Here is a 14,926-nt window from a genome sequence, read left to right as displayed (position 1 = left end):
CATCTTCCCGCGCGGGGCAGGTGTCAGTCCTGCCACGCCTCGATCGGGTTGCCGAGCCAGCGGGTGTCCGCGGGCACCGACTCGCCGCCCATGACGAGCGAGGCCGGTCCGAGCGTGGTCCTGGCCCCGACCCGGCTGCCCGGGAGGACGATGCCACCCGGACCCAGGGTGGCCCCTTGATCGAGGACCACAGTATCCATGCGCATGATCCGGTCGTGGAAGAGATGGGTCTGCAACACACAACCGCGGTTGACGCTGACGCCGTCCCCGAGCGTGACCAGATCGGACTCGGGCAGCCAGTAGCTCTCGCACCACACGCCGCGCCCGACGCCCACGCCCAGCGAGCGCAGCCAGGCGTTCATCACCGGCGTTCCGGTGGTCCGGCCGACCAGCCACGGCACCGCCAGCACCTCGACGAAGGTGTCGGCGAGCTCGTTGCGCCACACGAAGCCGCTCCACAGCGGGTGGTCCACCGCCTTGAAGCGGCCCACCAGCAGCCACTTCGCCGCGACCGTGACGACCGCGGCCAGCACGCCCGCGCCGAGCAGGACGAGGCCCGCCAGGACGGTCCACCCGCTCTGCCACAGCACGCACAGCGCCGCTCCGGTGAGCACCGCCAGCGCGGCGGAGAAGAAGACGGGGACCAGACGGCACAGCTCGACCAGGCCGCGCGCCCACAGCAGCCGCGCGGGCGGGTCGTAGGTGAGGCCCTCGTCGGACTGCGCGGCGGCGCGCGGCAGGCGGACCGGGGGGAGGCCGAGGTAGGAGGAGCCCTTCTTGGCCTTCTTCGGCGTCGCCGACAGCACGCCGACCAGGCCGCCGTCCGGGACGGACCGGCCGGGGCCGGTCATGCCGGAGTTGCCGAGGAAGGCGCGGCGGCCGATCTCGGCCTTGCCGATCCGCATCCAGCCGCCGCCCAGCTCGTACGGGGCGGTCAGGGTGTCGTCGGCGAGGAAGGCCCCGTCGCCCACCTTGGTGAGGCTTGGCAGCGCCAGGACGGTGGAGACCTCCGCGCCGCGGCCCACCTTCATGCCGAGCAGTCGCAGCCACACGGGGGTGACCAGGCCCGCGTAGAGCGGGAAGAGGGTGTCGCGGGCGGCGTCCATCAGCTGGCTGACCGTCCACGCCTGCCAGCCGACGCGGCTGTGCACGGGGTGGTGGCCGGTGCGCAGCCCGATGCTGAGCAGTCGGACGCCGACCAGCACCAGCAGCGCGTAAGTCGCGCCGTAGGCGAGCGCGGCGGGCACGACAGCGAGCAGCGCGCCCTGCAGCGCGGCGGCGCCGCCGTCGGCCGGGGTGACGAACTGGGCGGCGATCACCGCCGCCGGGGCCGCCGCGAGGAACGGCAGCAGCGTGAGGAACGCGCCGCTGGCGCCGTAGGCGGCGGACCAGCGCAGGTGGCGCGCCGGGCGGCGCTTGGGCCAGGCGTGGTCGGCCTTGCCGAGCTTGACGGCCGGGACGCCGCCCCAGCGCTGGCCGGTCGGGATCTGGCCGGTGACGCCGGAACCGGGCACCACCTCGGCGCGCTTGCCGACGCGGGCGCCGGGGAAGAGCACGGTCCGGGTGCCGACCACGGCCTGCGAGCCGATCTTGATCGGGCCGACCTCGAGCCGGTCCCCGTCCAGCCACCAGCCGGCCAGGTCCACCTCGGACTCCACCGCGCAGCCGCGGCCGAGCTTCAGCATGCCGGTGATCGGCGGCAGCGAGTGCAGGTCCACGTCCTCGGCGATGCGTGCGCCCAGGGCGCGCCCGTAGCGGATCAGCCACGAGCCGGAGAGCTCGCTCGCGCCGCTGAACTCCGCGAGGCGCTCGGCGGTCCACAGCCGCAGGTGCACCCGGCCGCCGCGCGGGTACGTGCCGGGGGCAAGCCCGCGGAGCAGCAGACGCGCGCCCCCGGCCGCGATCGCGATGCGTCCCGGCGGGGAGAAGAACAGCAGCGCTGCGGAGCCGACCAGCCACCACGACGCTGTCGGTGCCCAGGAGTATGTTCCGAACCAGTGCAGGACATTGCCGAGGGCGAGCAGAGCCGTCGCCCACCGCAGTCCGACGAGGGTGAGGAGCGGCACCAGCAGCGCCAGTTGGATCGCCTGAGCGCGGCGCGGTGTCGGAGGGATGACGCGCTGCTCGCCGCCGGTGCGCGCCGAGCGGTCCAGCAGCTTGGCCTGCTTGCGCAGCGTCGGGTAGGCGTAGACGTCGAGGACGGCCACGGAGGGGTAGCGCTCGCGCAGCAGCGTGGCCAGGCGGGCGGCGGCCAGGCTGCCGCCGCCGATGGCGAAGAAGTCGTCCTGGTGGCTGGTCACGGAGACGCCGAGGATCTCGGTCCACCGCTCGGCCAGCCAGGCCTCGGTGCCCTCGAACCGCTCGGCGGCCTCGTCCTGCCCGGCGTCGGGCAGCGGCCAGGGCAGCGCGTTGCGGTCGACCTTGCCGGAGGTGCGCGTCGGCAGGTCGTCCACGACGGCGAGCACGGGGACGAGGGCGGCGGGCAGCTCCTTGCGGAGCCGCTCGATGGCCTCGGTGCGGTTCCACTCCTCGGTGACGACGACGTAGCCGACCAGCAGCTGGTTGCCGCCGCGCGCGGTGCGGACCGCGGCGGCCGCACCGGCCACGCCGGGCAGGGCCTGCAGTGCGGCGTCGACCTCGCCCAGCTCGATGCGCCGGCCGCCGAGCTTGACCTGCTCGTCGGCGCGCCCGAGGAAGACCAGCCCCTCGGCGTCGGCACGGACCAGGTCGCCGCTGCGGTACGCCCGCTTCCAGCCGAGCGAGGCCAGCGGCGCGTACTTCTCGGCGTCCTTGGCCGGGTCGAGGTAGCGGGCCAGGCCCAGACCGCCGATGACGAGCTGGCCGGAGCCGCCGATCGGCACCGGCTGCTCCTGCTCGTCGACGACGGCCAGCTCCCAGCCGTTCAGCGGCAGGCCGATGCGGACGGGCTGGTCGCCCTCCATGAGCGCGGCGCAGGCCACGACGGTCGCCTCGGTCGGGCCGTAGGTGTTCCACACCTCGCGGCCCTCGGTGACCAGGCGCGCCACCAGTTCGGGCGGGCACGCCTCGCCGCCGAAGATCAGCAGCCGGACCTCGATCAGCGCCTCGGCGGGCCACAGCGAGGCGAGGGTCGGCACGGTGGAGACGACGGTGATCTCCTGGTCCACCAGCCACGGACCCAGGTCCGCGCCGCTGCGCACCTGCGCGCGCGGCACCGGGACCAGGCAGGCGCCGTGGCGCCAGGCCAGCCACATCTCCTCGCAGGAGGCGTCGAACGCGACCGAGAGCCCGGCCATGACCCGGTCGCCGGGCCCGATCGGCTCCTCCTGGAGGAACAGGGCGGCCTCGGCGTCGACGAACGCGGCGGCGCTGCGGTGGGTGACCGCGACGCCCTTCGGCTTGCCGGTCGAACCGGAGGTGAAGATGATCCAGGCGTCGTGCTCGGGCGTGGGACGGCCGGCGGCCTGAGGCTGGTCGGGCTGAGGCCGTGCGTCCTCCGGTCGCCCTTCCCGGGGCCTGGCGTCGTGCGGCCCGGCGTCCTGGGGCAGGGCGTTCTGCGCTTGGGTGTTCTGCGGCTGGGCGTCCTCGGCCTTCTGGTGCAGCGTCAACTCGTACCCCGCGCCCATGACCGCGCGGACCTCCGCCTCACCGAAGACGAGCGCGGCGCGCTCGTCCGGGTCCTCGAAGTCGACCGGCACGTAGGCCGCACCGGCGGCGAGGACGGCGAGGATGCCGACGTAGAGGTCGTTGGTCCCCGAGGGGATCCGCACACCGATCCGGTCGCCGGGGCGGACGCCCGCCGCGACCAGTCGCCTCCGCTGGGCCTCGACCGCGGCTGCGAGCGCGCGGTAGCTCAGCTGGGTCTGCCCGTCGTCCAACGCGGGCTCGCCCGGGTGGGCCCGGACGGTGGCGTCCAGGACGTCCACGAGGGTACGCGTCGGAGCACCCGCGCCCGCGCTGAACAGCGCGGTCGGTGCGGCAGGTGCGGGCTGGGCAGTGGTGGCGGTGGTCATCAGGCCCTCGTCCCTTGGTGACAAGAGAGTCGAGTTTACCGAATCGGAACCGGCAAACCGGGCATGTGTGACGCGTGACCACCTCTGGGGCGCCCGTGACGACCCCCGTGACCGCCCCTGTGACAGCCCGCCCGCACCGGGCCCCCGCCGCCACGTCGGCCCTGCTCGGGGCACCTCTCCGGGCTCGCGACGGGACGGCCGCACGCTGTCGAGGCCTTGCGCCGTCAGGGTCGTTCGTGGCCGGGGCACGCGTTCGTCGAGCCGTGTTCGAGGCAGCCGCGCCGTCTCGGGCCGGAGGTGTGCGCTCCTGGCCCGAGACGGCCCGCGTCAGGCCAGCAGGGCGTCGCAGGCCTTCAGGATCCGCTGCTCGGAGATCGAGTACGGGGTGCCCAGGGGCTGCGCCCACAGGCTGACGCGCAGCTCCTCGATCATCCAGCGGACCTGCAGCACGCCCTCCTCGTCGCGGCGCTCCGGCGGCAGCTCCGCCAGCAGCTCCGCGTAGGCGTCCTGCATGCGGATCACGGCGCTGGTGCGGTCGCGGTCGCGGATCGGGTCGTCCGGGAGCTTCACCAGGCGGCGCTCGACGGCCTTGAGGTAGCGCAGCAGGTCCGGCAGCCGGCGCAGGCCGGTCTCGGCGACGAAACCCGGGTGGATCAGGTCCTTGAGCTGCGTCCGGACGTCCGTCAGGCCCGTCAGCAGCGCGAGGCTGTTCCCGATGCCCTTGAGGCGCTCCTGGACCCGGTGGTGGACGGCCAGGATGTTGGCGGTCTTCACCACCGCGTCCGCCGTCGCCTCGTACAGCTCGCCGCGGACGTGGTCGCGGAGCTTGGCGAAGTCCTCGCCGTCCCAGGCCGGGCCGCCCGCGTCAGCGATCAGCTTGTCCGCGGCCGCCGTCAGGCAGTCGGCGAAGAGCGCCTCGGTGCTGCCGTGCGGGTTGGCGGCCAGCGCCAGCTTCGCGCCGTTGCCGAGGCGCGACTGGATCGCGTTGACCGGCGAGTTCGCACCCAGCAGGATCAGCCGCTGGGTGCCCGCCGCCATCGCGCGCCGCTGCTCGTACGGGGTGTCGAGGAGCTGCACGGAGACCGAGTCGCCGTCGTCGACCAGCGCGGGGTAGCCCTTGACGGTCTGGTTGCCGCGCTTGGTCTCGAAGGTGTGCGGCAGCTCGCCGATCGTCCACTTGGTGAGGCCGCGCTTCTCCAGCCCGCCCGCCGCCTTGGCGATGGCCTGCTGGGTGCGGGACTTCAGCTCCAGCTTGAGCCGGTCCAGGTCCTTGGCCTCGGCCAGCTTGCGGCCGCGCTCGTCCTCGACCCGGAAGGTGATCCGCAGGTGGTCGGGCACCGCGCCCAGGTTCCAGCTGTCCCGGGGGACCGGGATGCCGCGCAGGCGGTGCAGCTCCCACTCGAGGATCTCGACGAGCTGCTTCCCCTCGGCCTCGGCCTCCTCTGCGTGCGTGGCCAGCGTCTGCATCAGCCGCTTGGCGTAGTCGGGCGCGGGGACGAAGTTGCGGCGCAGCGCCTTGGGCAGCGAGCGGATCAGCGCGGTGACCAGTTCCTCGCGCAGGCCCGGGATCTGCCAGTCGAATCCGGTCGGCTTGACCTGGTTGAGCAGGGTCAGCGGGATGTGGACGGTGACGCCGTCCTGCTCCGCCCCCGGCTCGAACTGGTAGGTGAGCGGCAGCTCCAGGTCGCCCTGGTGCCACACGGACGGGTAGTCCCGCTCGGTGACCGCCTCCGCGCTGTCGTTGACCAGCAGCTCGGGGGTGAAGGTCAGCAGCTCGGGCCTGGCCCGGTGCGCCTTCTTCCACCAGCTGTCGAAGTGGGCCGCGGAGACGACCTCCTGGCCCACGCGCTGGTCGTAGAAGTCGAAGAGGGTCTCCTCGTCGACCAGGATGTCGCGGCGGCGGGCCCGGTTCTCCAGCTCCTCGACCTCGTCGAGCAGCTTGCGGTTGTCGTGGAAGAACCGGTGGTGGGTGCGCCAGTCGCCCTCGACGAGCGCGCGGCGGATGAACAGCTCGCGCGACAGCTCCGGGTCGATCCTCCCGTAGCCGACCTTGCGGCCCGCCACGAGCGTCAGCCCGTAGAGGGTGACCCGCTCGAAGGCGACGACCTGGCCGCGGTCCTTCTCCCAGTGCGGCTCGCTGTAGTTCCGCTTGATGAGGTGCTCGGCGAGCTCCTCGATCCACTGCGGCTCGACCTTGGCCGCGATCCGCGCCCACAGGCGCGAGGTCTCCACCAGCTCGGCCGCCATCACCCAGGCGGGTGTCTTCTTGAACAGGGCGGAGCCGGGGAAGACGGCGAACTTCGCGCCGCGCGCCCCGAAGTACTCCTGCTTCTCGGCGTCCTTGGAGCCGACGTGCGAGAGCAGACCGGCGAGCAGCGAGCGGTGGACGGCGTCCCCGTCGACCTCCTCGGGCATGTGCGCCGCCCCGAGATCCACGTCGAGGGACTTGGCCACCTGCCGCAGCTGCGCGTCGATGTCCTGCCACTCGCGGATGCGCAGGTAGTTCAGGAACTCGGCCTTGCACATGCGCCGGAACTGGCTGCTGCTGAGCGCCTTCTGCTGCTGCTTCAGGTAGCGCCACAGGTTCAGGTAGGTGAGGAAGTCCGAGGTCGGATCGGTGAAACGGGCGTGCAGCTGGTCCGCGTGGGTGCGCTTCTCCACGGGCCGCTCGCGCGGGTCCTGGATGGACAGCGCGGCGGCGATCACCATGACCTCGCGGATCACGCCGTTCTTCTCCGCCTCCAGCACCATGCGGGCCAGGCGCGGGTCGACGGGCAGCTGGGCCAGCTTGCGGCCTATGGGGGTGAGCCGCATCGCCTTGCCCTGCTGGGCGGCGGTGTCCGTCTCCAGGGCGTGCAGCTCCTGGAGCAGGTCGACGCCGTCCTTGATGTTGCGGCGGTCCGGCGGCTCGATGAAGGGGAACGCCGAGATGTCGCCGAGGCCGGCCGCCGTCATCTGCAGGATGACGGAGGCCAGGTTGGTGCGCAGGATCTCCGGGTCGGTGAACTCCGGACGGGAGAGGAAGTCGTCCTCGGAGTAGAGACGGATGCAGATGCCGTCGCTGGTACGGCCGCAGCGGCCCTTGCGCTGGTTCGCGCTGGCCTGCGAGACCGCTTCGATCGGCAGCCGCTGCACCTTCGTGCGGTGGCTGTAGCGGGAGATACGGGCCGTGCCGGGGTCGATCACGTAGCGGATGCCCGGGACGGTGAGCGAGGTCTCGGCCACGTTGGTGGCCAGCACGATGCGGCGGCCGGTGTGCGCCTGGAAGACCCGGTGCTGCTCGGCGGAGGAGAGCCGGGCGTAGAGCGGGACCACCTCGGTGTTCCGAAGCTTGGCCTTCTCCAGGGCCTCGGCGGTGTCGCGGATCTCCCGCTCGCCGGAGAGGAAGACCAGGATGTCGCCCTGGCCCTCGTGGCCGAGCTCGTCGACGGCCTCGACGATCGCCTGGACCTGGTCGCGGTCCCGGTCGATGCCGCCGCCGCCCGACTCGTTCTCGTCGTCGTCCTCGTCGACGCTGTCGTCGATGATGGGGCGGTAGCGGACCTCGACCGGATAGGTGCGGCCGGAGACCTCGATGATCGGGGCGTCCTTGCCGGTGCGCGGGTCCGCGAAGTGGCGGGCGAAGCGCTCCGGGTCGATGGTGGCCGAGGTGATGATCACCTTGAGGTCCGGGCGCTTGGGCAGCAGTTGCTTGAGGTAGCCCAGGATGAAGTCGATGTTGAGGCTGCGCTCGTGGGCCTCGTCGATGATCAGCGTGTCGTACTGGCGCAGCTGCCGGTCGTTCTGGATCTCGGCGAGCAGGATGCCGTCCGTCATCACCTTGATCGCGGTCTGCTCGCCGACCTGGTCGGTGAACCGGACCTTCCAGCCGACGGTCTCGCCGATCTCGGTGCGCAGCTCCTCCGCCACGCGCTCGGCGACCGTGCGGGCGGCGATGCGGCGCGGCTGGGTGTGCCCGATCAGGCCGCGTACACCGCGGCCGAGCTCCAGGCACATCTTGGGGATCTGGGTCGTCTTACCGGACCCGGTCTCACCGGCGATGATCACGACCTGGTGGTCGCGGACGGCCTCCAGGATGTCCTCCCGGCGGCCGCTGACCGGCAGCTCCTCCGGATAGGCCGGGGTGGGCACGGATGCCCGGCGGTTCTCCAGCCGCAGCTCGGCGGCGTCGACCTCGGCGGTGATGGAGGCGAGGACGCGCTCGCGTTTCTCGGGCTCGCGCACCTTCCGCAGGCCCTCGAGCCGTCGTCCGAGCCGCGACTCGTCACGGAGCGAGAGGCCCGTCAGACGGGCGGCCAGTGCGCCGAACTCGCCGCTCGGCGCGGCCTGCGCAGGGGTGTGCGCGGGGCGGCGGCGGGGACGGGGGGACGCGGTGTTCTGCTGCTGGGTTCCCATTGCACGGACAAGCGTACGCAAGGGGGTGCGCCGTATGTCGAGCCGTTATCCGTGAGCGCCTCAAAGGAGCCGTAGAGGAGCGGCAGAGGAGGGGCAGAGGAGCGGCGGAGGCGCCGCGAAGGGACAGCGGAGGGCGGCAGAGGGGCAGCAGAGGGGCAGCGGAGGCGAGGGCTCTTGGCTCGGCTCAGCCTGGGTCAACTCAGCCGGAAGTGGACCATGCCGTCGGCCGGAGGCACGGGCACCTGGGCGAACCCCGCCCGGAGCAGGACGGCCTGGGAGGCGGTGTTCGCCGGCGCGGTCCGCGCGGTGACGGCGCGGACCTCCGAGTGCGTCAGTCCGAGCGCCGCCAGCGCCCGCACCGCCTCCGTGGCATACCCTGCGCCGCGCGCCACGGGCGCGAGCTCGTACCCGAGCTCGACCTCGCCGGTCGCGCTGGGCGGCCCGTGGAACCCGATCCCACCGATCGCCCGGTCATCCGCGCTGCGCACGATCACATAGAGCCCCCACGGCGGCATGTACCACCCGACCTCCGCCGCACGCGCGGTGATCCCCGCCAGCTCCCACACCCCCGGCCCGGGAGCCTCCACGACCCATTCGAACCCACTCGGGTCGAACGGTGGAGGCGCGAGACAGATCCGCAGGCGAGGCGTGGTGAGGAGCACCTGCCGACTATGCCACTCGTGTGGCGCTTTTGCGGACAGGGACGTGCGACCCATCGCACGCGGCCCCAAGCCCGCGATCCGTGCGGGGTCGGCCGTTTCCCCTCGAAGCGCGCCTGTGGATCGCGGCCGACCCGCAGGCCCGGGCGTGGAACCTCAGCGGATGCGGAGGAGGAGCTTGCCGGTGCTGGTGCGGCTCTCCAGGAGGCGGTGGGCCTCGCCGGTGTCGTCGAGGGCGAACTCGCCTGTCACCGGGATGGTGATGCCCGAGCGCTCCGCCTCGCGGAAGGCCTGCTCGGTGAGGACACGGAGGCGGGCCGGGTCCGCGGCGGCGAGGCCGAGGATGGAGAAGCCCGCGACCGAGAGGCCGCGTGCGGCGAGCTCGGCCGAGCCCACGGTCCACGGTGCCGCGTCGCCGGCGTTTCCGAAGGAGACGGCGCGGCCGAATCGGGCCAGCGCGGCGACGCTGCGCCGCCAGCTGTCGCCGCCGACGGGGTCGAGGGAGACGTCGACGCCGCGGCCGTCGGTCGCGCGCAGCACCTGCTCGTCGAAGTCGTCTCCCACGAGGACCTCGTCGTAGCCGGATTCCTTCGCGTGGGCGGCCTTCTCCGGGCGGGAGACAACGCCGAAGACGCGTCCCGCGCCGGCGGCGCGGGCCAGTTGGCCGGTGACCGTGCCGACGCCTCCGGCCGCCCCCTGGACGAGCACGGTCTCACCCTCGCGCAGCCGGGCGACGTCGTGCACGAGGGCGTAGCCGGTCGCCAGGACCGTGCCGAGCGCCGCCGCGTCGCGCAGGTCGAGGGCCTCGGGCACGGCGAAGGTGGTGGCGGCCGGGGCGACGACGGTCTCCGCGTAGCCCCGTCCGTTGAGCATGGCGAAGACGCGCTGGCCGACCGCCAGGCCGGTGACGCCGGCGCCGAGGGCGCGGACGGTGCCGGAGACCTCGAGGCCGGGCCTGAACGGAAGGGCGTCGACCCGGTAACCGGCCGAGCGCGCCTTGGCGTCGGCGAAGTTGACACCGGCCCAGGTCACCTCGATAGCGACCTCGCCCTCGCCCGGCTCGGGTTCGGGGAGATCCACGACCTCAAGCACCTCGGGCCCGCCCAGCTTGTCGAACGCAACAGCACGCATGTCGCACTTCCCCCAGCGGAGTCTGAGTGTTCGGTGATCGCCGAACACTGGCGTGGCTCTGAGTGTACGACATCCAACGAACACTCGGGCGCGTTTCCTCGGCAGAGCTCGTCCGTCGCGGAACGCGTCACCCGCAGGACGCTTGAGCCGCAGGACTCGGCGGCCTCAGAACTCGGGGTTGTCCTCGTCGTCCAGCTCCGACTCCGTGGACTCGCCGCCCTTCGCATCCGCATAGCGCTCGACGACATGCGTGTCCATCGGGAAATGGACGAGGGTGTCGCCGAAGACCAGCCGGCGGGCCTCCTCCGCGGAGGCGGTCACCGCCGCCGCGACCGCCTCAGCCAGCGGGGCCGGGCAGTGCACGACGATCTCGTCGTGCTGGAAGAAGACCAGGCGCGCCCGCTCACCCCCCGGGCCCGGCGGCAGCTCCGCCAGACGGCGCCGCAGGGCGGCGATCAGGGCCAGCGCCCAGTCCGCGGCGCTGGCCTGGATGACGAAGTTGCGGGTGAAGCGGCCCCGTGAGCGGGCCGCCGACCCGGCGCGACCGCCGCCCTCCTCCGCCAGGGCGTCCACATCGCCGCCGAACGCCGCGGACGTCGCGTCCTGCCAGGCCGCCGAGGGCGGCGGGCAGACCCGACCCAGGCGGGAGCGGACCGTGCCGCCCGCCTCACCCGTGCGCGCCGCCGCCTCCACCAGCCCCATCGCCTGCGGGAACCGACGCCGCAGCACCGCCAGCAGTGGGCCGACCTCGCCGCTGGTCTGTCCGTACATCGCGCCGAGCAGCCCGAGCTTGGCCCGCGCCCGGTCCCCGCCGAAGGCGTCCGCGGCCAGACCGGCGTACAGGTCGCCCGCGGCGCCCGCGCGGATCAGGCCCGGGTCGCCGGACAGCGCCGCCAGCACCCGGGGCTCCAACTGCCCGGCGTCCGCCACGACCAGCCGCCAGCCCGGGTCGGCGACGACCGCCCCGCGCAGGGTGCGCGGAATCTGGAGCGCGCCGCCGCCCCGGCTCGCCCAGCGTCCGGAGACGACCCCGCCCACCACGTACTCGGGCCGGAACCGCCCGCCGCGCACCCAGGCGTCGCGCCAGGCCCAGCCGTGGGCCGCGTAGATGCGTGACAGCTCCTTGTAGCGCAGCAGCAGCGGCGCGGCCGGATGGTCGACCTGGCGCAGCAGCCAGTTCCTGGTCGAGGTGAGGCTGACGCCCTGCTTGGCGAAGGCCTGAAGCACCTGGCCGGGGGAGTCCGGGTTGAGCTGCCGTGCGTGCAGGGCTTCCTGGAGCTCGACGCCGAGCGCCGCCAGCTTGGGCGGGCGCGCCCCGCTCGCCGCCTGAGCCGTCGTCGGACGCGAGCCGAGCAACTCCTCCAGCAGCGCGTCGTGGACGGCCGTGCTCCACGGGAGCCCGTCGTAGGCCATCTCGGCGGCCGCGAGCCCGCCTGCGGACTCCGCCGCCACGAGCAGCCGGAGTCCTGGCCGGTCCGACTCGGGCAGGGCGGCCAGCCGACGCAACTGCTCCGCGTGGGCGGCCACCAGGGCGGTCAGCGGGTCGACGCCCGGTTCGAGCCGGCTGCGGTCCGGTGCGAAGAGCGCGTCCTGCGCGTGGGCGTCCGCCTCGGCCCCGGCGAGGCCCAGCGGCAGGTCCTCCGGGACCGGCAGCCCGTGCAGCCGTGCCCAGACCGCCCCGAGAGAGCGCGGCGCCCCGTACAGCCCCTCGTGCGCGAGAAGCAGCGGCTCGACCAGCTTGACGTCGTGGCAGCGGGCGAGCCGGCTCTCGGGCAGCCGCGGCAGCAGGCGGGCGTAGACCTCGTCCGTGGCGGCCCAGACCCAGCGCGGCCGCTCCGCCCGCTCCCGGGCCGCCATGGCGCCCGCCAGATCCCGGGCCCGTTCGACCGGCCCCGAGGGTTGCCCGCGCCCGTCCAGGGGCTGGAGCCGCCCGCCCGGACCGTCCTGGTCCGCGTCGACCGCGATCCGCAGCTCCGCCACCGTTCGTCGTCCCTGTCGTCTGTCGTCGTGTCGTCGAGCTGGTCAGCTGTCCTGACGCCGAACGTAGCACTGCCCTCTGACAGGAGCCGCGGCTCGCCCCGTCCGCCTACCGATCGCGAGGAGGAAACGCCCCGGCGGCCTCAGCCCGTGCGCAGCGGCATGAAGAGGTAGCGGTACTCGTCCCGGCCCCGAGCGGTGAGGACGGCGGGCCGGGTGGGCGTCGTGTAGTGGAGCTCGACCTCGTCGCAGGCGAGGGCGGAGAGCCCGTCGACGAGGTACCCGGCGTTCGCGGCGAGGGTGATCGGCTCGACGTCCGCTGGGAACCCCGCAGTCAGCGCCTGCCGCCCGCGTGCCTCGCCGCCGGTGCCCGCGTCGACGGACACATGCCCGGCCTCGAACGCCAGCCGCACCGGGCGGTGCCTGTCGGTGACGAGGGCCATCCGCTTGACGGCGTCGAGGAGAGGCTGACGCTCGATCACGGCGCTGCCGACATAGGAGCTCGGGAAGATCGACTGGTACCTGATGAAGTCCGCGCCGAGCAGGCGCGTCGTCGCCTCACGGCCTCCTGCGGCGAAACCGACCAGGCCGCCGCCGGTGCCGCCCGTGCCGCCGGTGCCCCCCGCGCCGGTCCCGGTCCCGAGGCCGGTGTCGTCGCCGCTGGCCGAGATGGTGATCTGCTCGCCCTTGGTGAGGGAGCGGGCGATCTCGTGCAGGCTGCGGGCCGGGAGCAGCGCGACGACGGGCTCCTCGGCCCGGCCGCTCCCCGCTCCGGTGGCCGGCTGCGGCCCCGCCCCCGGCTCCCAGGCGATGTCGCGGACCGCGAGCCGGTAGCGGTCGGTGGCCACCAGCCGGAGTGTGTCCCGGGTGAACTCCAGGCGGATCCCGGTGAGGAACGGCAGCGTCTCGTCCCGCCCCGCGACGACGGCGACCTGCGCCACCGCCTCCGCGAACAGCGCGCCGTCCACCGAGCCCAGCACCGGCGGCAGAGCGGGCAGCCGCGGGTAGTCCTCCACCGGAACCAGCGGCAGTTCGAACTGGACCGGGCCGCAACGCAGCGACAGATCCGCACCCGAGGCGGCGAGTTCGACGTCGTGGCCGCCGCCGGGCAGTGCCCGCGCCAGATCCGCGAGGAGTCGCCCGGGCACGAGTGCCTCACCGGGCTCGGCGACCTCCGCCCCGGCCAGGAACCGGGCCGACATCTCGAAGTCGAACCCGGACACGGCCAGCGTTCCTCCGCCTCCGTCCTGGCCCGCCGTCAGGAGCAGCCCGGTGAGCGCCGGGACGGTGGAGCGGGCCGGGAGCGCGTGGGCCGCCCAGGAGACGGCCTCGGCCAGGGCTTCGCGGGAGATTCGGAGTTTCACCAGGCGCCGGCTTTCGTGCGGGGACATGGATGCTCTGCTCGTTCGCATCCTGTACCCCGGCACTGACAACGCCCGTGGACCCGGTTCGGTTCGGCCCGCGGGGCGGCGGCGCGCAAGACCGCGCGATCGGTCACACGGGTCCGGTCACACGGGTCCGTTCACCGGCCTGCGCGGGGCAGGGGCGGACCGGACCGGGGTGGCCCGGATCAGGGTCGCCCGGACCGGACCGGGTGGACCGGAGCGGACCGGGATCGACCCGACCGTCTCCGCGCCGGTGAGGGACCGTCAACTCGGCGTCAGGCTCAGGCCCAGGCCCGGGGTGCTGCGGCGGATGGCGACCGAGCCGCGGGGAGCGGTGAGGCGGAGCCAGGCCGGGTGGCGGTGCAGGGCCAGCTGCGGGGACTGGCGCAGGAGGCCGGTGAGGTGGGCGGCGTGCAGGGCCCGCAGGGTGAGGCCCGAGGGGTGGACCCGGCGGGACCAGATGGCCTCGGCCAGGGCGTCGCCGCCCTCCGCGGCGTCAGCCGCCTTGCGGAACTCCCCGATCGCCGCGGCGACCGCCGCGCCCAGCGGCGCGGTTGCGAGGTCCTCGACGTGCTCCCAGCCGGAGCGCGGTGGGAGCAGACCGGCCCAGGACGGGCCGGTGATGGCGGGCGGCAGGGCGACGTCCGTGACCTCGGCGTCACGCGCCAGCTCGTCCAGCCACTGGCCGGCCGAGACGGTCACGTCCAAGGGGACGGGCTGCGCGAGCCGCGCCGTGCGGACCACCAGCGGTCCTGTCTGGCCGAGTGGCAGGCGGGCGAAGACCGCCAGCGTCGTGCCCGCCGTCTGTAGGCGGACGGCCGCCGCGCGGTCGTAACGCAGCAGCCGCTCCAGGAACTCGGCCAGGGGGGCGGCCTCCTGCGGCTCGGCGAGGCGCAGCGGCTCTACGGCGGTGCTCATACGGCGACCGTGCGGGGTTCCAGGTACTCGGCCAGGAAGGCGTGCTCGCCCGGGGTGAGCCGACGCGGCCGGGCGGCCGTGAGGTCGTAGGGGACGCAGACGGTGGTGGCGCGGGCGTAGACCTTGTCCTTGCCGTCCGGGCCTGCGCCGACGTCCTTGACCTCGTACATCACGGTGAAGGACGCGCGACCGAGCTTGGTGATCCAGGTCTCGATGGTGATCGGCTCGGGCCGGTAGACCAGCGGGATCAGGTAGTCGATCTCGTGTCGGGCCACGACCGAGCCCTCGGCCATCGCCCTCTCGCCGACCTCACCCGCGGTGGTGAAGGTGAAGTCGATCCGGGCCTCCTCCAGATAGCGGAGGAAGTTCACATTGTTGATGTGCCCGAAGACATCCATGTCGGACCAGCGCATCGGGCAGGCGTATATGTGGCGGGCCACGGAGTCTCCGTCGGTTGCGGTGCCGGGGC

General features: G+C 73.6%; 8 protein-coding genes. All 8 read right to left on the bottom strand.

From position 1 onward, the window contains the following. Positions 1–23: 23 nt before the first annotated feature. The 8 genes from TR50_RS15090 to TR50_RS15055 all read right to left on the bottom strand — a co-directional run bounded on the left by TR50_RS15090 (position 24) and on the right by TR50_RS15055 (position 14,897). Entirely contained in the window at positions 24–3,992 is a 3,969-nt protein-coding gene (locus TR50_RS15090) for a Pls/PosA family non-ribosomal peptide synthetase (RefSeq protein ID WP_042420766.1), read from the bottom strand. Positions 3,993–4,319: 327 nt separating this feature from the next. Continuing rightward, complete coding sequence (gene hrpA, locus TR50_RS15085) at positions 4,320–8,387, bottom strand: ATP-dependent RNA helicase HrpA (RefSeq protein WP_084700321.1); 4,068 nt, start codon at positions 8,385–8,387, stop codon at positions 4,320–4,322. A 194-nt stretch (positions 8,388–8,581) separates the two neighbouring features. Beyond that, entirely contained in the window at positions 8,582–8,974 is a 393-nt protein-coding gene (locus TR50_RS15080) for a GNAT family N-acetyltransferase (protein ID WP_160311115.1), read from the bottom strand. A 228-nt stretch (positions 8,975–9,202) separates the two neighbouring features. Then, a complete protein-coding gene (locus TR50_RS15075; protein WP_042420760.1) occupies positions 9,203–10,177 on the bottom strand; it encodes a quinone oxidoreductase family protein in 975 nt (324 codons plus the stop codon). Between the two features lie 165 nt (positions 10,178–10,342). Further along, positions 10,343–12,157: a bifunctional 3'-5' exonuclease/DNA polymerase gene (locus TR50_RS15070; RefSeq protein ID WP_439654220.1), complete on the bottom strand. Its 1,815-nt coding sequence runs from the start codon at positions 12,155–12,157 to the stop codon at positions 10,343–10,345. A 140-nt stretch (positions 12,158–12,297) separates the two neighbouring features. Then, the gene (dnaN, locus tag TR50_RS15065) at positions 12,298–13,518 is read right to left on the bottom strand and encodes a DNA polymerase III subunit beta (protein WP_042420919.1); all 1,221 of its coding nucleotides are present in this window, start codon (positions 13,516–13,518) and stop codon (positions 12,298–12,300) included. 285 nt (positions 13,519–13,803) lie between these two features. Further along, entirely contained in the window at positions 13,804–14,457 is a 654-nt protein-coding gene (locus tag TR50_RS15060) for a DUF8010 domain-containing protein (protein WP_042420758.1), read from the bottom strand. After that, positions 14,454–14,897, bottom strand: coding sequence for an acyl-CoA thioesterase (locus TR50_RS15055; protein ID WP_042420917.1), 444 nt, complete (start codon positions 14,895–14,897; stop codon positions 14,454–14,456). The genes TR50_RS15060 and TR50_RS15055 overlap by 4 nt, the downstream gene beginning before the upstream one ends. Positions 14,898–14,926: the final 29 nt, after the last annotated feature.

Source organism: Streptacidiphilus anmyonensis (genome assembly GCF_000787855.1).
GTDB lineage: Bacteria > Actinomycetota > Actinomycetes > Streptomycetales > Streptomycetaceae > Streptacidiphilus > Streptacidiphilus anmyonensis.
The sequence above is the reverse complement of the archived record's forward strand: the minus strand, read 5'-3'. Positions and strand labels throughout refer to the sequence as shown.